The 20,849-nt window shown below is 54.7% G+C and carries 22 protein-coding genes; 7 read left to right on the top strand and 15 right to left on the bottom strand.

Annotated elements, in window-relative coordinates; translation table 11 throughout:
* Positions 1-95: 95 nt before the first annotated feature.
* The 8 genes from CX650_RS11960 to CX650_RS11995 all read right to left on the bottom strand — a co-directional run bounded on the left by CX650_RS11960 (position 96) and on the right by CX650_RS11995 (position 8,729).
* Positions 96-911: an ABC transporter permease subunit gene (locus tag CX650_RS11960; RefSeq protein ID WP_025009896.1), complete on the bottom strand. Its 816-nt coding sequence runs from the start codon at positions 909-911 to the stop codon at positions 96-98.
* The gene (locus CX650_RS11965; RefSeq protein ID WP_101095941.1) at positions 908-1,807 is read right to left on the bottom strand and encodes an ABC transporter permease subunit; all 900 of its coding nucleotides are present in this window, start codon (positions 1,805-1,807) and stop codon (positions 908-910) included. Before CX650_RS11965 ends, CX650_RS11960 begins: the two co-directional genes overlap by 4 nt.
* On the bottom strand, positions 1,804-2,940 hold the full coding sequence (gene potA / locus CX650_RS11970; protein ID WP_101095942.1) for a polyamine ABC transporter ATP-binding protein: 1,137 nt from the start codon (positions 2,938-2,940) through the stop codon (positions 1,804-1,806). Before potA ends, CX650_RS11965 begins: the two co-directional genes overlap by 4 nt.
* 118 nt (positions 2,941-3,058) lie before the next feature.
* Positions 3,059-4,156, bottom strand: coding sequence for a polyamine ABC transporter substrate-binding protein (locus tag CX650_RS11975; RefSeq protein ID WP_101095943.1), 1,098 nt, complete (start codon positions 4,154-4,156; stop codon positions 3,059-3,061).
* A 155-nt stretch (positions 4,157-4,311) separates the two neighbouring features.
* Positions 4,312-5,685 carry an aspartate aminotransferase family protein gene (locus CX650_RS11980; protein WP_101095944.1) on the bottom strand — a complete coding sequence of 458 codons (1,374 nt, stop codon included), beginning with the start codon at positions 5,683-5,685 and terminating at the stop codon, positions 4,312-4,314.
* A 10-nt stretch (positions 5,686-5,695) separates the two neighbouring features.
* The gene (locus CX650_RS11985; protein WP_028780689.1) at positions 5,696-7,045 is read right to left on the bottom strand and encodes a glutamine synthetase family protein; all 1,350 of its coding nucleotides are present in this window, start codon (positions 7,043-7,045) and stop codon (positions 5,696-5,698) included.
* 1 nt (position 7,046) lies between these two features.
* Positions 7,047-7,811, bottom strand: a complete 765-nt coding sequence (locus CX650_RS11990) for a gamma-glutamyl-gamma-aminobutyrate hydrolase family protein (protein WP_071477026.1) — start codon at positions 7,809-7,811, stop codon at positions 7,047-7,049.
* Positions 7,812-8,180: 369 nt separating this feature from the next.
* On the bottom strand, positions 8,181-8,729 hold the full coding sequence (locus CX650_RS11995) for a cupin domain-containing protein (RefSeq protein ID WP_039034340.1): 549 nt from the start codon (positions 8,727-8,729) through the stop codon (positions 8,181-8,183).
* A 209-nt stretch (positions 8,730-8,938) separates the two neighbouring features.
* Between CX650_RS11995 and CX650_RS12000 the strand changes: the two genes are divergently transcribed.
* Both CX650_RS12000 and CX650_RS12005 read left to right on the top strand, forming a co-directional pair.
* Positions 8,939-10,246, top strand: coding sequence for an NAD(P)/FAD-dependent oxidoreductase (locus tag CX650_RS12000; protein WP_101095967.1), 1,308 nt, complete (start codon positions 8,939-8,941; stop codon positions 10,244-10,246).
* An 87-nt stretch (positions 10,247-10,333) separates the two neighbouring features.
* Positions 10,334-10,555: a hypothetical protein gene (locus CX650_RS12005; protein WP_157823023.1), complete on the top strand. Its 222-nt coding sequence runs from the start codon at positions 10,334-10,336 to the stop codon at positions 10,553-10,555.
* 54 nt (positions 10,556-10,609) lie between these two features.
* Here the strand turns inward: CX650_RS12005 and CX650_RS12010 are convergent, their stop codons facing one another.
* Complete coding sequence (locus tag CX650_RS12010) at positions 10,610-12,106, bottom strand: aldehyde dehydrogenase (RefSeq protein WP_101095946.1); 1,497 nt, start codon at positions 12,104-12,106, stop codon at positions 10,610-10,612.
* Between the two features lie 255 nt (positions 12,107-12,361).
* On the opposite strand from CX650_RS12010, the gene aptA reads away from it, so the two are divergent.
* The 4 genes from aptA (at position 12,362) to CX650_RS12030 (ending at position 16,423) form a co-directional block, all read left to right on the top strand.
* Entirely contained in the window at positions 12,362-13,699 is a 1,338-nt protein-coding gene (gene aptA / locus CX650_RS12015; RefSeq protein WP_101095947.1) for an omega-aminotransferase AptA, read from the top strand.
* Between the two features lie 16 nt (positions 13,700-13,715).
* Positions 13,716-15,200: a CoA-acylating methylmalonate-semialdehyde dehydrogenase gene (locus CX650_RS12020; RefSeq protein WP_101095948.1), complete on the top strand. Its 1,485-nt coding sequence runs from the start codon at positions 13,716-13,718 to the stop codon at positions 15,198-15,200.
* A gap of 18 nt (positions 15,201-15,218) precedes the next feature.
* Positions 15,219-15,581: a cupin domain-containing protein gene (locus CX650_RS12025; protein ID WP_071477029.1), complete on the top strand. Its 363-nt coding sequence runs from the start codon at positions 15,219-15,221 to the stop codon at positions 15,579-15,581.
* Positions 15,582-15,700: 119 nt separating this feature from the next.
* Positions 15,701-16,423: a TorF family putative porin gene (locus tag CX650_RS12030; RefSeq protein WP_373289279.1), complete on the top strand. Its 723-nt coding sequence runs from the start codon at positions 15,701-15,703 to the stop codon at positions 16,421-16,423.
* A 131-nt stretch (positions 16,424-16,554) separates the two neighbouring features.
* Here CX650_RS12030 and CX650_RS12035 read toward each other — a convergent pair whose 3' ends face one another.
* Positions 16,555-16,737 carry a hypothetical protein gene (locus CX650_RS12035; RefSeq protein ID WP_101095949.1) on the bottom strand — a complete coding sequence of 61 codons (183 nt, stop codon included), beginning with the start codon at positions 16,735-16,737 and terminating at the stop codon, positions 16,555-16,557.
* 208 nt (positions 16,738-16,945) lie between these two features.
* Between CX650_RS12035 and CX650_RS12040 the strand changes: the two genes are divergently transcribed.
* Positions 16,946-17,287 (top strand): DUF3634 family protein, encoded by a 342-nt coding sequence (locus tag CX650_RS12040; protein ID WP_039034306.1) that lies wholly within the window; start codon positions 16,946-16,948, stop codon positions 17,285-17,287.
* On the opposite strand, the gene CX650_RS12045 is transcribed toward CX650_RS12040, so the two are convergent.
* The 5 genes from CX650_RS12045 to CX650_RS12065 form a co-directional block, all read right to left on the bottom strand.
* Positions 17,288-17,518, bottom strand: a complete 231-nt coding sequence (locus CX650_RS12045) for a hypothetical protein (protein WP_101056851.1) — start codon at positions 17,516-17,518, stop codon at positions 17,288-17,290.
* Positions 17,519-17,625: 107 nt separating this feature from the next.
* The gene (locus CX650_RS12050; RefSeq protein ID WP_226684482.1) at positions 17,626-18,180 is read right to left on the bottom strand and encodes a DUF3833 domain-containing protein; all 555 of its coding nucleotides are present in this window, start codon (positions 18,178-18,180) and stop codon (positions 17,626-17,628) included.
* Positions 18,174-18,863 carry a chalcone isomerase family protein gene (locus tag CX650_RS12055; RefSeq protein ID WP_101095950.1) on the bottom strand — a complete coding sequence of 230 codons (690 nt, stop codon included), beginning with the start codon at positions 18,861-18,863 and terminating at the stop codon, positions 18,174-18,176. The genes CX650_RS12050 and CX650_RS12055 overlap by 7 nt, the downstream gene beginning before the upstream one ends.
* A gap of 12 nt (positions 18,864-18,875) precedes the next feature.
* Positions 18,876-19,517, bottom strand: a complete 642-nt coding sequence (locus CX650_RS12060; protein WP_101095951.1) for a DUF2878 domain-containing protein — start codon at positions 19,515-19,517, stop codon at positions 18,876-18,878.
* Between the two features lie 3 nt (positions 19,518-19,520).
* Entirely contained in the window at positions 19,521-20,780 is a 1,260-nt protein-coding gene (locus CX650_RS12065) for an SAM-dependent methyltransferase (RefSeq protein ID WP_101095952.1), read from the bottom strand.
* Positions 20,781-20,849 lie beyond the last annotated feature (69 nt).

Raw genomic sequence — 20,849 nt, forward strand, 5'->3', positions numbered from 1 at the left:
CCAGTAGAAAACGCATTATAAAACACACTTTGTTCAAAATTTAAAACACATAAGAAAAATAGCGGCGGTGGCTGTCACAGCCAACCGCCTAATTGTTATTCCTCTGTTTGTCTGCTGCGGCGTTCGGCGCGGCGCGCCAGATACCAGGACAGGAAAGCGATCAGGGATACCACCAGAATGATCAGTGTCGCCAGGGCGTTGATCTTGGGGGACACCCCGAGCCGCACCGAGGAGAACACCACCATAGGCAGTGTGGTGGCGCCAGGTCCCGAGGCGAAGCTGGCAATCACCAGATCGTCCAGCGACAGGCTGAACGACAACAGCCAGCCCGCCATCAGCGCCGGGGCTATCATGGGCACAGTTATCAGGAAGAAGGTCTTCAGCGGTGTCGCCCCCAGATCCATCGCCGCCTCTTCAATAGAGAGATCCAACTCTCTGAGGCGCGATGACACCACCACGGCCACATAGGCGGCGCAGAAGGTTGAATGGGCAATCCAGACTGTCATCCTGCCCCGCTCAGCCGGCCAACCGAGCAGATCCGACATATGCACAAACAGCAGCATCAGCGACAGACCCGTGATCACCTCGGGCATAACCAAGGGCGCCGTAATCATGTTCGACAGCGTCAGCTTGGCCCAGGAGCGACGAAAACGTGTCATCACAAAGGCCGCCATAGTGCCTATGATCACCGCCATGGTAGAGCTGTAAAAGGCGATTTGCAGACTGGTCCAGACCGCATCCAGTATCTGCTGATCGGCAAACAGCTCGGCGTACCACTTGGCGGAAAAGCCGCCCCAGACAGTTACCAGTTTGGAGGCGTTGAAAGAGTAGAAAATCAGAATAAACATGGGGGCATACAGAAACACCAGCCCAATCCATAACATCAGGGTCGAGAAACTCAGCTTCTTCATATCTCTTTCTCCAGACTGCGGCTCTGATAGCGATGGAACAGGGTGATGGGCACAATCAGCAGCACCAGCATCACTATCGCCAGCGATGAAGCCACCGGCCAGTCACGGTTGTTGAAGAACTCCTGCCACAGCACCTTACCTATCATCAGCGAGTCCGGCCCGCCAAGCAGCTCGGGGATCACAAACTCCCCCACGGCCGGAATAAACACCAGCATGGAACCGGCAATGACGCCGCTCGTGGACAGGGGCAGCGTCACTTTCCAGAAGGTATTGAGACTGCGGGAGCCGAGATCGGCCGCGGCTTCCAACAGGCTGACATCCAGCTTCACCAAGGTGGCGTACAGCGGCAGTATCATAAAGGGCAGATACGCATAGATGATGCCGATATACACCGCCAGATTGGTATTGAGCATCTGCAGCGGCTCATCAACAATCCCGAGCCCCAGCAGCAGGTTATTGATAAGCCCAGTGTTACTCAAAATCCCCATCCAGGCGTAGACCCGAATAAGAAATGAGGTCCAGGAGGGTAACATCACCAACAATAGCAGCACTGTCTGCAACCTGGCCGGCGCCCGGGCAATGGCATAGGCCATGGGATACCCCAGCAGCAGACAGCCTAGGGTGGAAACCAGCGCCATCTTGAGCGAGTTGAGATAGGCCGAGTAGTACATGGAGTCGCTGAGCAGCAACAGATAGTTACTCAGGTTGATAAATACCTGCAGCACTTCGTCGGCATACTGAAAGCTTGGTTCATAGGGCGGAATGGCAATCGCCGCGGTGGAAAAGCTTATCTTCAGTACTATGGCGAACGGCAGCGCGAAAAACAGCAGCAACCACAGATAGGGAAAGCCTATGGTCAGGTGGCGGCCTTTGAATCCTAACTTGAGCTTCTTCATGATCTTAACACCACGCCACTGGTGTCCTCCCAGCTGATATAGACTTCATCATCCCAGGTGGGGTGATCGGCGCGGCGTTCACGGTTGGTCATGCTGCACTGGACTATCTGACCATTGCCAAGGCGAATGTAATACACGGAGAAACCACCGAGATAGGCGATATCGTGAACTATGCCCTTGGCCCAGTTATATTGCTCTTCGGGCTGCTCGCGGCTTATCAGGGTTTTTTCCGGCCTGACCGCCAACCAGACATGCTTATCCTCGACACTGGTAGACACCCCATAACCCACGTAAAACGCCTGGTTCAGGCTCTCTGATTGAATGATCACATGGTCCACCTCATCGGCGGTGATCTCCCCCTCAAACAGATTCACTGTGCCGATAAACTCGGCAATCATCCGGCTGTTGGGGCTTTCATAGATATCCATAGGCGAGCCGGTCTGGGCTATCCAGCCATCGCTCATGATGGCAATCCGCTCGGCCATGGTCATGGCTTCTTCCTGATCATGGGTAACCATGACGCAGGTCACCCCTACCCGCTCGAGAATTTCCACCACCTCCAGCTGCATCTGGGTCCGCAGTTTTTTATCCAGCGCTCCCATGGGCTCGTCAAGCAACAGGAGTTTCGGCCGCTTGGCCAAAGAACGGGCCAACGCCACCCGCTGGCGCTGACCGCCGGAGAGTTGATGCGGCTTGCGGCGGGCATATTTTTCCATATGCACCAGCTTGAGCATCTCCTGCACCCGCTGCTCGATTTCAGCCTTGGGTAACTTGTCCTGCTTGAGACCGAAGGCGATATTCTGCGCCACCGTCATATGGGGAAACAGGGCGTAGGATTGGAACATCATATTGATGGGGCGTTCATAGGGCGGCAGGTGGGTAATGTCCTGACCATCGAGAAAAATGCGTCCTTCGGTAGGCTTTTCAAAACCGGCCAACATTCTCAAAAGAGTCGACTTGCCTGAGCCTGAGCCGCCGAGCAAGGCAAAGATCTCGCCCTTATTGATGGTCAGCGACACATCATCCACGGCGCGAACATCGTCAAAGAGCTTGCTGACCCGCTCGATTTTGAGCAGCACTTCATCCTGGGGTTTATTATTGGGTTTGACAGGAATGCCCGAGGTGATTGCCATAATACTTCTCCGCAAAATACCAAATGGGCGGCTCAGCGGCCGCCGCTGGTGGAACGAGTAAAGTTTGCCTGTACTACGCAATCAGGCAATGAAGGGGCAGCTGGCCCCTGAGTTATTGTTATTGGCCGGATTTAACCTTGGTCCAAACCCGGGTCAGGGCCCGCTGGGCCTTGAGTGGACGAATTTCCCCCACATACAGGTTGTCCAGAGTTGCCTGTGGTGGATAGATGCCGGGATCGTTGCGGATAGACTCATCCACCAGTTTCTGCGCCGGTACATTGGGGTTGGCGTAGGAAACATAGTTGGAGATGGGGGCTATCACTTCCGGCCTTAGCAGATAGTTGATAAAGGTCAGCGCATTGTCGACATTGCCGGCGTCGGCAGGAATAGCCAACATATCGAACCAGAGGTTGGCGCCTTCCTTGGGAATGGTATAGGCAATCTTGTTGCCGTTACCGGCCTCATCGGCGCGGGTAGCCGCCTGGAGGATATCGCCGGAGAAACCGAAGGCGACACAGATATCACCATTGGCCAGATCCGAGATATAGCGCGATGAGTGGAAATAGGTGATATAAGGCCGTATCTTGGCCAGCACTTCACCGGCCTTTTCAAAGTCGGCCGCCTTGGTACTGTTGGGATCAAATCCCAGATAGATCAGCGCCTGCGGCACCATATCATCGGCCGAGTCCAGCATGGACATGCCGCAGGATGACAGCTTCTGGGCATACTTGGGGTTGAACATCAGTTCGAGCGAATCTGTGGGTGCATCCTCTCCCAGCAGCTCTTTTACCTTGGCGACGTTATAGCCTATGCCGTTGGTGCCCCAGAGGTAAGGCACGGCATACTGATTGCCCGGATCGGCCTTCTCCAGCTGTTTCATCAACTGGGGATCCAGATTCTGATAGTTGCTCAGCTTGCTTTTATCCAGAGGCTTAAAGGCCCCGGCCTTGATCTGCTTGGCAAGAAAGTTGTTCGAAGGCACGACAATGTCATAACCGGAGCGGCCGGAAAGCAGTTTGGCTTCAACCACTTCGTTGCTGTCAAATACGTCATAGATCACCCGGATCCCGGTTTCCTTCTGGAAGTTTGCCAGGGTATCTTCGGCGATATAGTCACTCCAGTTATACACCCGGACGACTTCTTCGGCCTGGGCCGTGGCAGCGGCCGCAAGGCCTCCCAACAGTGCCACAGACGTTACTTTGGTCAATAGCTTCATGCTCTCTCCTTTTACGGGTAGCAGCGGTTGTAACCCGCCTTCAATTGTTAACTTATTGTCATTGTTATTAGTGTCACCAATGCTACTCCCTAAAACCCGCATCGGCGCCTTGGCAGCAAGGTATATCATGCCCTTACCGCCAATGGCAGGCAATCTTAGTCGTTCGACTTTTGTACATCCGCGTAGGTCATATCGAGCGCTTGTTTCGCCTTTGTTACCAACTCATCGATTTGAGCCTGGGTTATCACCAGGGGTGGCGCGATGATCATAGTGTCTCCCACCGCCCGCATCACCAAGCCACTGGCGATGGAATGCTCCCGGCACTGAGTACCTACCCCAAGCTCGGCAGCAAAGCGCTGATGACTTGCCTTATCGGCGACCAGTTCCAGCGCGGCCACCATGCCAACGCCGCGCACCTCGCCCACCAGCGGATGCTGGGCCAAGACTTGCCGCAGCCGCTGCTGCAGATAAGGCGCGGTTTCCTCGGCCACTTTGGCGACTATGTTTTGCTGCTTCATCAGGCGTAAGTTTTCCAGTGCCACCGCGGCACTGAGTGGATGGCCCGAATAAGTGTAGCCGTGGGCAAATTCACCGCCCTTATCCAGCGCATCGGCGACTTTATCCGACACTATCACCCCGCCCATGGGGGCGTAGCCCGAAGTCATCCCCTTGGCTATGGTGATCAGATCCGGTTCAAGATCGTAATACTCGGCGGCAAAGTAACAGCCGGTGCGGCCAAAGCCGGTGATCACTTCATCGAGGATGAACAATATGTCGTACTTGGCGAGGATCTTTTTGATCTCCGGCCAATAGCTGTCCGGCGGGACTATCACGCCGCCTGCGCCCTGAATAGGCTCGGCAATAAAGGCCGCCACCTTGTCTTCACCCAGCTCGAGGATCTTGCTTTCAAGCTCGCGGGCACAGCGAATGCCAAACTCTTCGGCAGACAGTCCCTGGCCTTCGCCATACCAGTAAGGTTGGGCGATGTGGACTATGCCTGGAATGGGCAGATCGCCCTGGGCATGCATACCGCTCATGCCACCAAGACTGGCACCGGCAACTGTGGAACCGTGATAGGCATTGTGGCGCGAGATAATGGTTTTCTTCTCCGGCTTGCCCTGGATGTCCCAGTAATGACGCACCAGGCGCAAGTTGGTGTCATTGGCCTCTGAACCAGAGCCGGTAAAAAACACCTTGTTCATATGAGGTGGTGCCAGCGCGGCTATCTCGGCGGCCAGTTCAATCGCCGGCGGGTGGCTGCACTGAAAGAAGCTATTGTAGTAAGGCAGTTCCAGCAACTGATGCGCCGCCACATCGGCGACGGAACGCAGGCCATAGCCCATGTTGACGCACCAGAGTCCGGCCATGCCATCGAGAATTTGATTGCCCTGTGAATCCCAGATATAGACGCCATCGGCGCGGGTAATCACCCGCCCGCCGGCCTGTTTCAACGCCTTGGGATCGGTAAAGGGATGCAAGTGGTGGGCATGGTCCTTGGCCTGCCAGCCTTGGGTCTGTTGTGATTTCATCTCTCCCTCCTTAGACAGTCAGCAGCAGGAATTCCCGCTCCCAGGAACTCACCACCCGGCGAAAATTCTCAAGCTCGGCGCGCTTGACCGCAACAAAACCTGTGGTGAAGTCTTCCCCCAGATATTTACGGCAATATTGGCTCTCTTCCATCATGGCCATCGCCTCTTCCAGCGTCTGCGGCAAAGAGATCCCCGAGCGGTCTTCATTGGCCCGGCCCTGCACCGGCGTCGAAGGTTTCACATCTTCAACGATTCCCAAATAGCCGCACAACAAGCTGGCGGCAATGGCCAGATAGGCGTTGGCATCGGCCCCCGGGATACGGTTTTCAATGCGGCGATTTTGCGGTGAAGACTCGGGGATCCTCAGGCCACAGGTGCGATTCTCCTCGCCCCACTCCAGATTGACCGGCGCCGAGGTGCCCGGCAGGAAGCGGCGGAATGAATTGACGTTGGGCGCCATCAACGGCAGAAATTCCGGCATAAAGCGCTGCAGCCCGCCGATATAACTGAGGAAGTTCTGGCTCATGGTGCCATCTTCGCGGGTGAAGATATTCTTGCCGGTTTCCTTGTCGATAACGCTCTGATGCAGGTGCATGGCGCTGCCTGGCTCATTGGTCACAGGCTTGGCCATAAAGGTGGCGCAGACGCCGTGCTTGAGGGCGGCCTCTCTCAGGGTGCGTTTGAACACAAACACCTGATCCGCCAGCGCCAGTGGATTACCGTGGCTGAAGTTGATCTCCATCTGCGCCGTGCCTTCCTCGTGGATCAGGGTATCGATATCCAGCTCCTGCGCCTCACACCAGTCGTACATATCCTCAAACAGGGGGTCATACTCATTGGCGGCATCGATGGAGAAGGACTGACGTCCGGATTCGGCGCGGCCGGAACGACCAACCGGGGGCTTGAGTGGCAGATCAGGATCGTCACTGCGACTGGTGAGATAAAACTCCATCTCAGGGGCAATCACCGGCTCCCAGCCCTTATCTTCATAGAGCTTGAGCACTTTTTTCAATACGTTGCGCGGCGACAGCTCCAGCGGATTGCCCATCTTGTCATAGGTATCGTGGATCACCTGAGCCGTGGCTTCCAGGGTCCAGGGCAACATAAAGACCGCGTTTTCATCTGGCACGCAGACAAAGTCGATATCGGCGCTGTTGAGCAGACCATAGTAGGCCTCATCATCGACATAATCGCCGGTTACGGTTTGCAGCAGCACACTCTCGGGCAGCCGCATGCCCTTTTCATCGATAAACTTGTCTACCGGGGCAATTTTGCCGCGGGCGATACCTGTCATATCGCAGATAACACATTCAACTTCAGTTATTTTTTGTTCTTTTAAGAAGGCTTCAAGCTTATTCATATTATTTATTCCGCTGTTGCGCCCTAAGACTGCAAGCCTCCCCAAAGGCCTTAAAAATTGCGCTGTAGAAGGGGTTATTTCTGACCTGCCATTCCGGATGCCACTGCACTCCCAAGGCGAATGCCTTGGCGTCGGTGACAGAGAAGGCTTCAATCAGACCATCTGGAGCATGCGCTTCAGGCCGCAACCCCTGACCCAGGCGCTCCACGCCCTGAGTATGGACGGAATTAACCATCGCATGGCTACGGCCCCAGGCGTCGAAAAGCATCCCTCCAGGTTCTATGCTGACCTCGTGGGACAAGCCATACTGCACTTCCAGTGGCGCGCTCTTGTCTTCTCTGTGTTCAATAAAACCACCCACTTCATAGAGCTTCTGGTGCAAACTGCCGCCGTAAACCACATTCATTTCCTGAAAGCCACGGCAGATCCCGAGCACCGGCACTCCGGCCTCTATGGCGGCGCGAATTAAAGGCAAGGTAGTGTCATCCCGCTTGGGATCATGGTGGGTGCCCGGCTCGCTGGCCGGGCCTTGGTAATGATGAGGTTCAACATTGGAGGGGGAGCCGGTAAACAATATGCCGTCCAGGCGTTCGAGCAGTTGTGCTATCGGGGTATCGGCCCCCAATGCCGGGATCACCAGGGGCCAGGCTCCGGCACCTTCGACCACGCCCAGGAGGTATTTCTCGCCAACAATATTGAAAGGATGCAGCCCCAACTGCTCATTGCATGCGGTTACACCCACCAACGCCATTGCTGCCTGTGCCATATCTCACCCCAAAACACTCAAATCCAGGTCTCAGTTTTGAACATTCACTAAAGCAAATGTTCATTTTTTCACACACTACACGGATTTTTTCGCACAGGCAAGAGGTTAATATCCTGTTAAACGCAGCGCCAAGCTGAAATCATTTAAGCCTCTATTTTTAAATGAATATTTAAAAACACCTTGTGTTTGAGATAGGTGTAAATAAGCTTGAACAAAGCAAAAAGTTGGCTTTGCATCACACTGGTTCAGCGGGCACCAATTCGGTGCACACGGGGTTATACGGTCGATATTATTTACACTTTCAGGCAAATATGCTGCCCGAAGTGAATTTACGGGCAGCAAATCGCAATCAGCTGAGGAAATGGAAGATCAAAAGTTGGCAGGAGTGGTGGCACTGACCAGATGACAGGGTTCATCAAAAGGGTTGCGAAACCTGTGTGGTTGTTCGCTATTGAAATAGTAACTGTCACCGGCCTCCAGAATAAACACCTCTTCACCGACCGTCAGTTCAAAGCGACCGGTGATCACCAGCGCCGCTTCTTCCCCTTCGTGGCGCAGCATCTCTTCACCCGTATCGGCGCCCGGGGGATAAGTCTCTGACATCACAGACATGGCACGGTTGGGGTAATCCCGACCAATAAGCTTGAACTCCAGCGGCCCAGTGCCTATATCCAAAAGCTCATTGGAGCGATACACCACTTTTTGCTCGGTAGAGCCGTTTTCACCTATGGAGAAAAACTCCACCAGCGACATGGGGATCCCCGAAAGCACTTTCTTGAGTGAACTGACTGAAGGGCTGACACTGTTTTTCTCTATCATAGAGATGGTGCTGTTGGTCACCCCGGCGCGTTTAGCCAGCTCACGCTGGGACAGGCCTTTCATCTTTCTAACAGCCTTGAGGCTGGCACCTATATCCAAATCGCAAATCCCCCAAAAATCTCTTATCAGGCGGTTACAGGACACGGTCGGCAGCGGCTTCTGCACAAGGGCAACCAGGGTCCCGGTGAAATTGTTTTGTATTATATGACAAAAGCATGTTAAATAAAACGAACACTTTGAAGGCAAGAGTGCGACGACCGTCAGGTGTAACCAGCCGAGTCCAAACTTATAACAAGAACGGAGCCATGATGCCAATCCAGTCCCCCATTCACAGTGACAACTATCCCGCCTCTTTTTACCATGCGACCGCCAAAGAATTGTTTCAGCATCCCAGGCTGGAAGAGTCCTTGGAGACAGATGTCTGCGTAATAGGCGCCGGTTTCAGCGGCCTCAACAGTGCCATCGAACTGGCTGAACGAGGCTTTGGGGTCACCATACTGGAAGCCAAAAAAGTGGGCTGGGGCGCCTCAGGGCGTAATGGCGGGGAGTTGATCCGCGGTATTGGTCATAATATTGAACAGTTTGAGCCCAGTATAGGTAAAGAAGGTGTGCTGGCTATCAAGCAGATGGGTTTTGAAGCCGTCGACATCGTTCGGCAACGGATCGCGCAATATCAAATCGATTGCGATCTGCGCTGGGGCTACTGCGATCTGGCGCTGAAACCAAGACATATGCAGGAGCTTGAGCAGGAGCTTACCGAGCTTGAGCAACTTGGCTACCCACATAAGCTCAAGCTGTTGTCCAAGGAACAGTTGCCGGAAGTCATAGGCTCTGAGCGTTATCTCGGCGCGCTCAGCGACATGGGCAGCGGCCATCTGCACCCTTTGAATCTGGCCCTCGGCGAGGCCCGTGCAGCCCGAAGCCTGGGGGTTAACATCTATGAAGACAGCGCCGCCACCGAAATCATCAAGGGCGAGCAGATACGGGTCAGGACTGAGAGAGGTGAAGTCCGTTGCCGCTATCTGATTTTGGCCGGCAATGCCTATATAGGTGCCAAACTCGAACCTCATATCGGCGGCAAGGTGCTACCGGCCGGCAGTTATCTGCTGGCGACCGAGCCCCTGTCGCAAGCACTCTGCGCTGACATTATTCCGCAGAATATGGCCTTCGCCGATATGAGCATAGCACTGGACTATTTTCATCTGTCGGCCGACAACCGCCTGTTATTTGGCGGGCTGTGCAACTACTCGGGCAGAGATCCCAAGGACATTTGCGCCGCGCTCAGGCCCAATATGGAAAGAGTCTTCCCGGCACTCAAGGGCGTGAAAATAGATTATCAGTGGGGCGGCATGATAGGGATAGGCGCCAATCGTATGCCGCAGATAGGCAGGTTGCCGGATAGCCCCAACATCTATTTCGCCCAGGCCTATGCCGGGCACGGCGTCAACGCCACCCATATGGCGGGGCGTCTGCTGGCAGAAGCTATCAGTCAGCAGGCTGAGCGCTTCGATATCTTTGCCTCAATAGAGCATATGACCTTCCCGGGTGGCCCGGCGCTGCGCTCGCCCATTCTGGCGGCAGGCATGCTGTACCATAGATTCAAGGATCTATTCTGAACAAGGCCTGTTTTGAAAAGGCCTGTTTTGAAGACAAGTGTATGTTGAATAGGGAGCCATTTTGAAAACAAGTGCAGCAAAGGCGTTGTGGCAGTCGTGAATACTCGCTTCGATATCAGCCGCATTCATACGCCGCTGGGGATTTTTCGCCTCAAGGGGGAACTGCAAGCCTCACCGCCGAAACTCGTGTGCAGGCAGCTTGAAATTCTCGGCAGTGACGGTTGGCTGGAGCTGCGAGTCGAAGATAACCGCACTCAAGTGCTACTTGATGCGCTGTTTGAACCTGTGCGTGAACATCTCAAGCCCTGAACTTAGCCTCTTTCCCCCCGTAATGCAGGGGGATTGTCTATTACAGCAAACCGATTAAATGGCTATCCAGGTCGCCTTAATCTCTGTGTATTTATCAAAAGCATGTAGTGACTTATCGCGGCCGTTACCCGACTGCTTATAACCACCGAAGGGCGCCGTCATATCGCCGCCGTCATAATGATTGATCCACACCATACCGCTTCTCAGCGCCTTGGCGGTTCTGTGGGCCTTGCTGAGATCAGAAGTCCACACACCGGCCGCCAGGCCATAGATGCTATCGTTGCCTATGGCTATCGCCTGCTCCATTCCCTCAAATTCAATCACACTCAGTACAGGACCGAAGATCTCCTCGCGGGCGATACTCATCTGGTTATTCACTTCACGAAACAGAGTCGGCGCCACATAAACGCCACCGATTTCAGCCATGAGTTGCTCGCCGCCACAGGCCAGCACAGCACCTTGCTGCTTACCCGCCTCGATATAACCGAGAATAGTCTGCAGCTGCTGCTGATCCACCACCGCGCCACTGACGGTATCCGGATCCAGCGGATGCCCCGGCTGCCAGGATTTGAGCTCGTCGATAATGAGCGCTATCAGTTGCTCCTTGACCCCGGATTCCACCAGCAGGCGCGAACCTGCGGTGCAAACTTCGCCCTGGTTGAAGGCGATGGCCGAAGCTGCCGCCTGCGCCGCCGCCTTGAGATCCGGGCAATCGTTAAAGACTATGTGCGGGCTCTTGCCACCGGCCTCCAACCACACACGTTTCATATTGGACTGACCGGCGTAGACCATCAGTTGCTTGGCTATCTTGGTGGAGCCGGTAAACACCAGGGTATCGACATCCATATGCAGCGCCAGCGCCTTGCCAACGGTATGACCAAAACCGGGCAATACATTGAGCACTCCGGGCGGGATCCCGGCTTCCAAGGCAATGGCAGCCATACGAATCGCCGTCAAAGGGGATTTTTCCGAGGGTTTGAGGATAACAGAGTTACCGCTGGCCAGCGCCGGCCCCAGTTTCCAGCAGGCCATCAACAGGGGGAAGTTCCACGGCACAATCGCGGCCACCACCCCGACAGGCTCACGGGTGATCATGCCGATTTCATTGTCAGCGGTGGGCGCTATCTCGTCGTAAATCTTGTCTACCGCTTCGCCGGACCAACGCAAGGCCCTGGCGGCATTGGTCACATCCACCGACTTGGAAAAACGGATTGGCTTGCCCATATCCAGGGTTTCCAGCAAGGCCAGTTCATCACTATGCACCTCCAGCAAATCGGCAAAGCGTATCATCACCTTTTTGCGCTCTACCGGCGCCATTCGCGACCAGACTCCGGATTCAAAACTGGCTCTGGCACTGGCCACCGCCGCCTCGGCATCGGCCAGATCGCAACTGGCTACGGCGGCAAGCTTGTTGCCATCCACAGGGCTGATGCAATCGAAGGTCTCGCCGGATACGGCTGCACAATACTCTCCATGGATAAAGGCCTGGCCACAGATCTGCAATTGCGCGGCCAACTGCTGCCATTGCTGACGGGTTTGCGGTGTACTCATAAATCCTCTCATCTGCTTGCAAGCGGGCATTCCACTACCTCAGTAGGCCTATCGCGGCCAACTCGTGCAGCCATCGCCAGTTATTCGGGTCGCTCCAGATTAGCCTCGAGCACGGCATAAATTCAATATATTTTACAAAAATAGATTTTTTGGCATAAATAATTGCACACAGGCCTTCCATGTTCATTATTTCTGACATAGCATAGCGAAATATCAATCACCATTAACAAGCCCGCAACACTAAGGTTAATGCTTATGGCAGAGCTAAAACAACAGGCGAAAACACAGGGCAATCTCGAGCATTACTGGATGCCTTTCAGTGCCAACCGTCAATTCAAGCAGACTCCCAGGCTACTGGCTTCGGCCGAAGGCATGTATTACCGGGATGTCGATGGCCGTCAGGTGCTGGACGGCACCGCAGGTCTTTGGTGCTGTAATGCCGGCCATGGCCGGGCGGAGATCAGCGAGGCGGTCAGCCGTCAGATCCGCGAAATGGACTATGCCCCCAGCTTTCAGATGGGCCATCCGTTGGCATTCGAGTTGGCCGAGCGCCTCAGTGAAATCGCCCCGCCCGGCATGAACCGTATCTTCTTTACCAACTCGGGCTCAGAGTCAGTCGACACCGCACTCAAGCTGGCGCTGTGTTACCACAGAGCCAATGGCGAGCCGAGCCGCAGCCGTTTTATCGGCCGTGAGCTGGGCTATCACGGTGTGGGGTTTGGCGGTATTTCGGTGGGCGGAATTGGTAATAACCGCAAAGGTTTCAGCCCGCAGCTCCTCGGCGGCGTCGATCACCTGCCCCACACTCTGGATATGAAAGCCAACGCCTTCAGCCGCGGCTTGCCCGAGCATGGCGCCGACAAGGCCGAGGCGCTCGAGGGGCTGATTGCCCTGCATGGCGCCGAGAATATCGCCGCCGTTATCGTCGAGCCCATGTCAGGTTCGGCCGGGGTAATATTGCCCCCCAAGGGCTATCTCAAGCGCCTTCGGGAGATCACTCAAAAATACGGCATCTTGCTGATATTCGATGAGGTGATCACAGGTTTTGGCCGGGTGGGCGGCGCTTTTGCCAGCAACCACTGGGATGTGACTCCGGACATAATGACCACGGCCAAGGCGCTCAACAATGGCGCCATCCCCATGGGCGCGGTGTTTGTGCAGCAAGCGATTCACGATGCCTGTATGCAGGGCCCCGAGGCGATGATCGAGTTCTTTCACGGCTATACCTATTCGGGGCATCCGGTTGCGGCAGCGGCGGCACTGGCCACCCTGGATATCTACCGTGACGAAAAGCTGTTTGAGCGCACTACAGCGCTGGCGCCCTATTTTGAGCAGGCGCTGCACAGTCTCAAGGGGCTGCCCAATGTCATCGATATTCGCAATACCGGCCTGGTGGGTGGCATTCAACTGGCCCCCAGCCCGCAAGGTGTCGGCAAACGCGGCTATCAGATTTTCGAGCGCTGTTTCTGGCAAGGTGCGCTGGTACGGGCCACCGCCGACATCATAGCCCTCTCTCCGCCGCTGATAGTGGAAGAGTTCCAAATAGATCAACTGATTTCCACCCTGGCCGACGCCATCCAAACCGTCGACTGAAGCACACAGGATAGTTATGCATATTTACAGCCACTATATAGATGGACATGAAACAGATGGCAGCCGGGCACAGGCTTCACTGCCGATTTTCAACCCGGCCAACGGCAAAGAGCAAGCCAGAGTCGCCCTCGCCTCCAAGGCAGATACAGAGCGGGCAATAGACTCGGCCAAACAGGCTTTTGACGCTTGGTCAAAGGTATCGCCCCTTAACCGGGCGCGGGTGCTGTTTCGCTTCAAAGCCCTGGTAGAAGCCCACATGGATGAGCTGGCCGAGCTTATCTGCCTGCAACACGGCAAAGTGCTTGAGGATGCCAGGGGCGAGTTGGTTCGAGGACTGGAAGTGGTGGAGTTTGCCTGCGGCATTCCCCATCTTCTCAAGGGGGAACACACTGAACAGGTTGGCACTGGCGTCGATGCCTGGAGCATCAATCAACCGCTCGGGGTGGTTGCCGGCATTTCGCCGTTCAATTTCCCTGTGATGGTTCCCATGTGGATGTTCCCGATTGCCATCGCCTGCGGCAATACCTTTGTGATGAAGCCATCGGAAAAGAATCCGGCGCCGGTACTCAGAATTGCCGAGCTGTTGACCCAGGCCGGGCTGCCGGATGGGGTTTTCAATGTTATCAACGGCGACAAGCTGGCGGTAGATACCCTGCTCTGCCATCAGGATGTTCAGGCCATCTCCTTTGTCGGTTCAACGCCTGTGGCCGAGTATATCTACAGTAAGGCATCGGTTCACGGCAAGCGGGTACAGGCACTCGGCGGCGCCAAGAACCACATGCTGCTGATGCCGGATGCCGATCTGGAACTGGCCAGTAACGCCCTGATGGGGGCGGCCTATGGTTCTGCCGGCGAGCGCTGTATGGCTATTTCCGTGGTACTGGCGGTTGCTGATGTGGCCGATGCCCTGATAGAAAAACTGCAACCCAAGATAGCCGCGCTCAAGGTAGGTAACGGCCTGGAGCCGGGTATGGAAATGGGGCCGCTCATCTCCCGCGCGCATCTGGACAAGGTCTGCAGCTATATAGACAGCGGTATACAGCAGGGCGCAGTTTGTCTGGTCGATGGCCGCAATACCTTGGCAGACAGCGAAGGTTTCTTTCTCGGTGCGACCCTGTTCGATGGCGTCACCCCTGAGATGCAGATTTACCGGGAAGAGATCTTCGGCCCTGTGCTTTGCATAGTCAGGGTGGCCGACTATGACTCGGCGCTGGCTCTTATCAATCAACATGAGTTCGGCAACGGCACCGCCATCTTTACCCAGAGCGGCGAGCTGGCGCGCGACTTTTGCCACTCGGTGCAAGTCGGCATGGTGGGGGTCAATGTGCCTATCCCTGTGCCTATGGCATTTCACAGTTTCGGCGGTTGGAAACGCTCGCTGTTTGGCCCACTGCATATGCACGGCCCGGATGGAGTTCGCTTCTACACCCGGCGCAAAGCCGTTACCGCCCGCTGGCCCAAACAGCTGAGTGCCGATTTCATCATGCCGACTATGAAATAGGGAGAGAGGGAGAGCCTGATGCACATCAACAATATCAGAGTACTGGCGCGCAATACTCCCGAGATAAGTGAATACTCCATCGCTGAGGAAAAGCGTCTGCAGGGCGCGCCGCGCCAACGACTGGAGAACCATTACTCCAGCCCCTGTGAGCAGTTTCATACCGGAATTTGGCAAAGCGAAACAGGCACTTGGAAAGTTAACTACACTGAGCACGAGTATTGCGAAATCCTCGAGGGTAACAGTGTCATCAGCGATGAACAGGGAAATCATCTCGAAGTTGGCCCCGGCGACAGGTTTGTTATCCCGGCCGGGTTTCGCGGCAGTTGGCAGGTAACGGTTCCCTGCCGCAAGCTCTATGTGGTGTTTGAATCCAACAGATAAAAACAAAACCGCCATGAGGTCTCAGCATAGCTGCTGTTGTTTGGCATAAACCAGGCCGCGCCGGAATATTTCCGGACGGGGCCGGCAAACCAAAGAAGGGAGAAATGCTTGTGAACCCAGTGATAAGAAGAACCAACCCTCTGCTATGGGCACTGCTGCTTGGCGGCGCCATAACCTCAACCTCTGCCATGGCCGAAATCAGCGGCGAGATAGCCGTGACCAATGACTACCGCTTTAGAGGCGTGTCACAAACTGCCGGTGACTTTGCCGTGCAAGCTAGTCTGGACTGGAGTCACGACTCGGGTTTCTTCGTCGGGGCCTGGGCCAGTAATGTGGAATTCGATGAAGATGGTACTCCCAAAGAGGATCAGGTGGGTGCCGATTTCGAACTGGATGTCTACCTGGGTTACGCCGGTGAAATCAACGACAACCTGGCCTATGACATTACCCTGCTGCGCTATATGTACCCGGGCGACAATGTCTCCCAGGACTACAACGAAATCTCTTTCGGTCTCGAGTTCAGCGATTTTAGGGCTGCCTACTGGTACACCAATGACTATTCGGGCTCAGATCTGGACTACCACTATGCCGAGCTGAACTATAGTTATGAGTTTGCCGAAAACTGGAGCCTGGATCTGCACCTGGGTTACAACTTCGGCGATGCGCCCGATGACGATATGGGTAAATATCTGGATTACTCCATAGGTGTCTCGACTGAGATTGCCGGTGTTGGTCTGTCTCTGGCCTGGTTGGACACAGATATAGATTCGGATGCCGAGATAAGCAGTGGCACCTTTCAGAATGACGGCACTGTGCTGGCGAGTGTCAGCTACGCTTTCTAAGCAGCAAAATTGCTGTGCCCAGGCAAGCCATAGGACAGACCTGCACGGGCAAGCCCCCCATCTTCCTCCCACCAACCAAAAGTAACAGAGCCGCTCCCTGAGCGGCTCTTTTTTATAAATTGATTCAGTTCTCAACGCAGTGGCGGTACGTGGGGGGTATCGCCCCGGCGCACCTGCTGTTTGACGTCTTGCCAGCTATGGGTGAGGTGTTGCAGTTGCTCTCGCCGCTCGGGAAACTGCTCGCTGAGCTTTGCCATCAGTTCCATTTGTCTGTCACAGATTTGCGCCCAGCGCTCGGCATTGGAAAGGTACATGGCTTCATCCTTGATCTTGGTTTGTGGTAAAACAGGTGTTACTGAACAAATAATAACCAAGGTTTACCAATTTGCCAGTCCTTCTAGCCTTATCACAAAAATCCACCCTGGGTGCACTGTCAAACGCCGCTGCTTGCAGGTATAACTGAAGATATAAGATCACATCTGGATAGCAATATTTACTCTTGCTGAAACAAGGAGTCTCACTATGGCCACTATGTTAAAAATACTCTTTATCGCCCTGGCGTTAGTGCTTATCTACAAACTGGTTTTCAGTAACAAGAAAGGAATGACAATATTTGAAATGCATTTCAAGGACGGTCGTATGACCTCGCACAAGGGCAAAATCCCGGAGAAGTTTGAACGTGAATGCCGCGCCCTGGTCAAGAAAGAGAAACTCACCTGCACAGTGCGCGCCGAGCGCAGCGGTGAAGTGCGGCTGCATATCAGCGCCAACGCCGGAGATGCCAATATTCAGCGTCTGCGCAACCTGTTTCCCTTCGAATACTATGACCGTAAGCAGAGCGACAACAGTAAACAACTGGGCTGATCAGCGCTGCCCGGGGAACACTTGAGGGTCGATTTTCCCTTCCCGGCGCGCATCATCTATGATCCTCTGGTTATCCTGTGCCATGGGATCTTCGGCGGGGAGATTGGGATTCACCCGCTCCTCCTCGGGCGCTTCAAAACTGAAATCGATACCATTCGAGCAGCCGCCGAGCGATACCAGTGCCAGTAAGCCCATCGAAACCCAAGGCAGTAGCAAAGACTTGTTGTTCATCAATATTGAAACCTGTGTTGAGAGACGGTTGTTATTAAAACAGAGCTAAGCTTAACTTAGGCTGAGACTCAGCGTTAGTCATGGCGTACCATTAATGACCAGCTCTGTTACTTGTCTTCCAACCTACGGATCACCAGAGTCACCTCCCCCACTGTCAGGCCCCATTTGCGGATCTCGCTGCGGTTGATTATGGTGTCCGGCGCCGTTTGATACATCCAGTCGTCAAAATGTACCTGATACTCGTTGCTATCGAGCTTTAGCAGCATGTCGTAGCGCCAGCGCAGGGCAAAACCCTCTGCTTGCCCTTCTGCCACCCCCAGAATATCCGCGGCTCTGCCCTGGTAGCGGCCATCGGCAAGCTTGGTAATCTGCCAGGTTCGCTCGGCAAGCTCACCATCGTCATACTCAAACCATTCCTGCAACACACCTTGATTCCCCTGCCAACTGCCCGTCATCCGCACATTGAAACGGCGCACCACCTGGCCGCTGTAATCTTGCACCATACCGGAAGCCTGCAACTCCCCGTTAAAGAACTGCTGCAGATCCAACTTAGGTTCGCTGGCGCTATAGTCATGAATATCGACACTGCCGCAACCGCTCAGTCCAAGCATCAGAAGTAACATCCAAACCTTAGTGAAACTGATAAACCTGCTGATTAACATTTGCATGCCTGCTCTCCTATCAACTGGGCTCTCAGTTGCGGCCGACTGCTGCGCTCTGACAACCAAATCGCCAAAAAGGCATCAGCAAAACGCTTATGCTCGCTCGAAGCGTTCTCATCTATAACAATCGCGGCTAACGGCTTGTCGTTGAACAGAAAATGCCCTCGCTGCGGCCCGCTTGCCACAAAGCTCAATCTATCCCCTTGCTCCACATCCGGCCAGATCTCTTCAAGCAGCGCCAACCAGGCAGATATCTGCTCTCTGTCGTATCCCAGGTGCAACCACTGGTGTTTGGTGGCCTCAAGGAGTCGCGAAGCGGGTATATCCCGGTAATACTGAATTTCCAGCTGTTGCGGGAAGCTATTGGGCTGGTAACTACCATCCGGCGTCAGCAACCTGGCCCGATAAAGGGTTATAAACCACCAGTCCATTTCACCGCGGCCCACTTCCCGAAAGCTGGCAAGCTCCGCCTTGGATGGCTCGACCTGGGCAGCTTTGGGCTCAGGAGTCTGCTCTTGACTCAGCGCTTGGCTCAGCGCTTGAGCCTGTGCTTGAATCTGTAAATTGTCGGCCCAGGCCTGAGAGGGCAGGCCAAGCAGTATCATCAGCCCGGCAAAGCCTACTTTATGCAGCTTACCGACTTGCTTTGCTCCCTTGTTTACACCCTTGATGAATCGTTTCATTGCCGGCCTCCGTCAGAGAAATCCTGTAGTTGGGGGATTTTTACCCCATTCAAGCTTAAGGTTGCAATAACTTAACAGTGGCAGCAGCAGCGACCAGATGATTATCAACAAGCTAAAAGTAGCCGATTGCCCCAGGGGCCAAGCCACGGCCTCCAACCTGAATGCCGCCAGGTAACTGCCTGCGCCCCCCACTGCACCAAAGAGTGCCTGCTGCCATTTAGGCAAGTCCCTGAGCCAGGCCAGACTCACCCCCAAGGTCGCGGCAAAATGCCCCCAAAGACAGCAGAGCCACAAGGGTAAAAGTCGCGAGGGGCTGTCAAACTCAAATACTCCGCCAAGGTGCAGCATGGCGTCCAAAACTATGCCAATGACAGCAGGTATCAGTACGGCGTTGAATGCTTTCATGCTGGATCCGGTACGCTTTACGCTTTGCGCTGCCAGTTGGCTGTGCTCTACCCGTTGGCTTTTCTCATCCTGGGCATTCTCGGCCATGAGGGCGGAGCGGTAGCCCGGATTGACAAGCAGCAACTGGGCACAAAGCAGCAAGAGAGCAAACACCAGCGCCTGATTGGCAAACAGGATCAAAGACCACCAGCCCAACTGGAAAACGATGGCGTTGAGCAGCAGAAAAAACCAAGGCGATGACAGTTTCATGGCCTAACCTGCGATTTGCCTTGAGCTCAGCGGACGATAGCCGTCCTTGACCGCAGTCAGTTGCACTGTGCTTATGGTGCGCTCAAGAAAACCACCTTCGCAGTAACTCAGGTAAAACTTCCACATACGCACAAAATCTTCACCATAACCGAGTTCACGCACCCGCTCCCTGGCGTCATCGAAGTTGGCATGCCAGTCATTCAGGGTGCGGGCATAGTCGAGACCAATATCATCCAACGACCAGAGGGTCATGGAGGTTTGCCGCTGCAAGTGGCGCGTCATCTCAGTGACAGATGGCAGGCAGCCGCCGGGGAAAATATAGCGCTGAATAAAATCCACCCCTTTGCGGTAGCTGTCATAGCGCTGATCTTTAATGGTGATCGCCTGCAGTAACAGCTTGCCGCTCGGCTTGAGCAGGGCATCCAGGCCGGCAAAAAATCCCGGCAGATAATCGTGGCCCACTGCCTCTATCATCTCTATCGAGACCAAACGGTCATACTGGCCGCTGAGCTGGCGATAATCCTGCCGCAACAGGGTAATGCGCTCACTCAGTCCTTCGGCGGCAACCCGTTCACTGGCATATTGGTACTGGGCATCGGAAATCGTGGTAGTGGTTACCTTGACGTCATAGTGTTTGGCGGCATAGATAGCCAGGGCGCCCCAACCGGTACCTATTTCCAAAAGACTCATCCCGGGCTGCAGATCCAGCCGCTCGCAAATCAGTTGCAGCTTATACTGCTGCGCCTCATCCAACTGCGCCTGTTCATGGGGATAGACGGCGCTTGAATAGAGCAGCTCAGGGTCGAGAAATGCCTGATACAAGGGGTTGCCCAGATCATAGTGCGCCAGAATATTGCGCTTTGAACCGGCCTTTGAGTTTCGGCGCAGCAGATGTTTCACCCGGCTAACTGTGTTGGAAAACCAGGAAAACCGCTGCTCTATCTTATCCAGCAGCGGCAGATTACGGGCAAACAGCCGCACCACTGCGGTAACATCCGGACTGGACCAGTGCCCCTGAATATAGGCTTCACCGGCGCCGATAGAGCCGCCCAGAATCACCTGGCGAAAAAAGCGCTCATCGTGAATACGAATTATGGCAACCAGGTCTGCATCGAGCGGGCCGAAGGTCCACTGCTCACTCCCCAGTTGCAGTTTAAGACAACCGCCCTCCAAGGCATTCAAGGCCTGTTGCATGACTCTGGCCCATAGACTCTTGCCGCTGGCGGCCAACTGCTGTCTGTTTTTGGCTACTGTGTTTTCCATCTCATTCTCCAATGTTTGCTGTCACACTCGGGGAAATTTCCAAACCTTTAGGGAATTCTTGCAAAGGAC

This window comes from Shewanella indica, assembly GCF_002836975.1.
Lineage (GTDB): Bacteria > Pseudomonadota > Gammaproteobacteria > Enterobacterales > Shewanellaceae > Shewanella > Shewanella indica.

Excerpts from the sequence above, each read along its gene's own strand:
- CX650_RS11960 (WP_025009896.1), bottom strand. The coding sequence starts at position 911 with ATGAAGAAGCTGAGTTTCTCGACCCTGATGTTATGGATTGGGCTGGTG.
- CX650_RS11965 (WP_101095941.1), bottom strand. The coding sequence starts at position 1,807 with ATGAAGAAGCTCAAGTTAGGATTCAAAGGCCGCCACCTGACCATAGGC.
- potA (WP_101095942.1), bottom strand. The coding sequence starts at position 2,940 with ATGGCAATCACCTCGGGCATTCCTGTCAAACCCAATAATAAACCCCAG.
- CX650_RS11975 (WP_101095943.1), bottom strand. The coding sequence starts at position 4,156 with ATGAAGCTATTGACCAAAGTAACGTCTGTGGCACTGTTGGGAGGCCTT.
- CX650_RS11980 (WP_101095944.1), bottom strand. The coding sequence starts at position 5,685 with ATGAAATCACAACAGACCCAAGGCTGGCAGGCCAAGGACCATGCCCAC.
- CX650_RS11985 (WP_028780689.1), bottom strand. The coding sequence starts at position 7,045 with ATGAATAAGCTTGAAGCCTTCTTAAAAGAACAAAAAATAACTGAAGTT.
- CX650_RS11990 (WP_071477026.1), bottom strand. The coding sequence starts at position 7,811 with ATGGCACAGGCAGCAATGGCGTTGGTGGGTGTAACCGCATGCAATGAG.
- CX650_RS12000 (WP_101095967.1), top strand. The coding sequence starts at position 8,939 with ATGCCAATCCAGTCCCCCATTCACAGTGACAACTATCCCGCCTCTTTT.
- CX650_RS12010 (WP_101095946.1), bottom strand. The coding sequence starts at position 12,106 with ATGAGTACACCGCAAACCCGTCAGCAATGGCAGCAGTTGGCCGCGCAA.
- aptA (WP_101095947.1), top strand. The coding sequence starts at position 12,362 with ATGGCAGAGCTAAAACAACAGGCGAAAACACAGGGCAATCTCGAGCAT.
- CX650_RS12020 (WP_101095948.1), top strand. The coding sequence starts at position 13,716 with ATGCATATTTACAGCCACTATATAGATGGACATGAAACAGATGGCAGC.
- CX650_RS12025 (WP_071477029.1), top strand. The coding sequence starts at position 15,219 with ATGCACATCAACAATATCAGAGTACTGGCGCGCAATACTCCCGAGATA.
- CX650_RS12035 (WP_101095949.1), bottom strand. The coding sequence starts at position 16,737 with ATGTACCTTTCCAATGCCGAGCGCTGGGCGCAAATCTGTGACAGACAA.
- CX650_RS12040 (WP_039034306.1), top strand. The coding sequence starts at position 16,946 with ATGGCCACTATGTTAAAAATACTCTTTATCGCCCTGGCGTTAGTGCTT.
- CX650_RS12045 (WP_101056851.1), bottom strand. The coding sequence starts at position 17,518 with ATGAACAACAAGTCTTTGCTACTGCCTTGGGTTTCGATGGGCTTACTG.
- CX650_RS12050 (WP_226684482.1), bottom strand. The coding sequence starts at position 18,180 with ATGTTAATCAGCAGGTTTATCAGTTTCACTAAGGTTTGGATGTTACTT.
- CX650_RS12055 (WP_101095950.1), bottom strand. The coding sequence starts at position 18,863 with ATGAAACGATTCATCAAGGGTGTAAACAAGGGAGCAAAGCAAGTCGGT.
- CX650_RS12060 (WP_101095951.1), bottom strand. The coding sequence starts at position 19,517 with ATGAAACTGTCATCGCCTTGGTTTTTTCTGCTGCTCAACGCCATCGTT.
- CX650_RS12065 (WP_101095952.1), bottom strand. The coding sequence starts at position 20,780 with ATGGAAAACACAGTAGCCAAAAACAGACAGCAGTTGGCCGCCAGCGGC.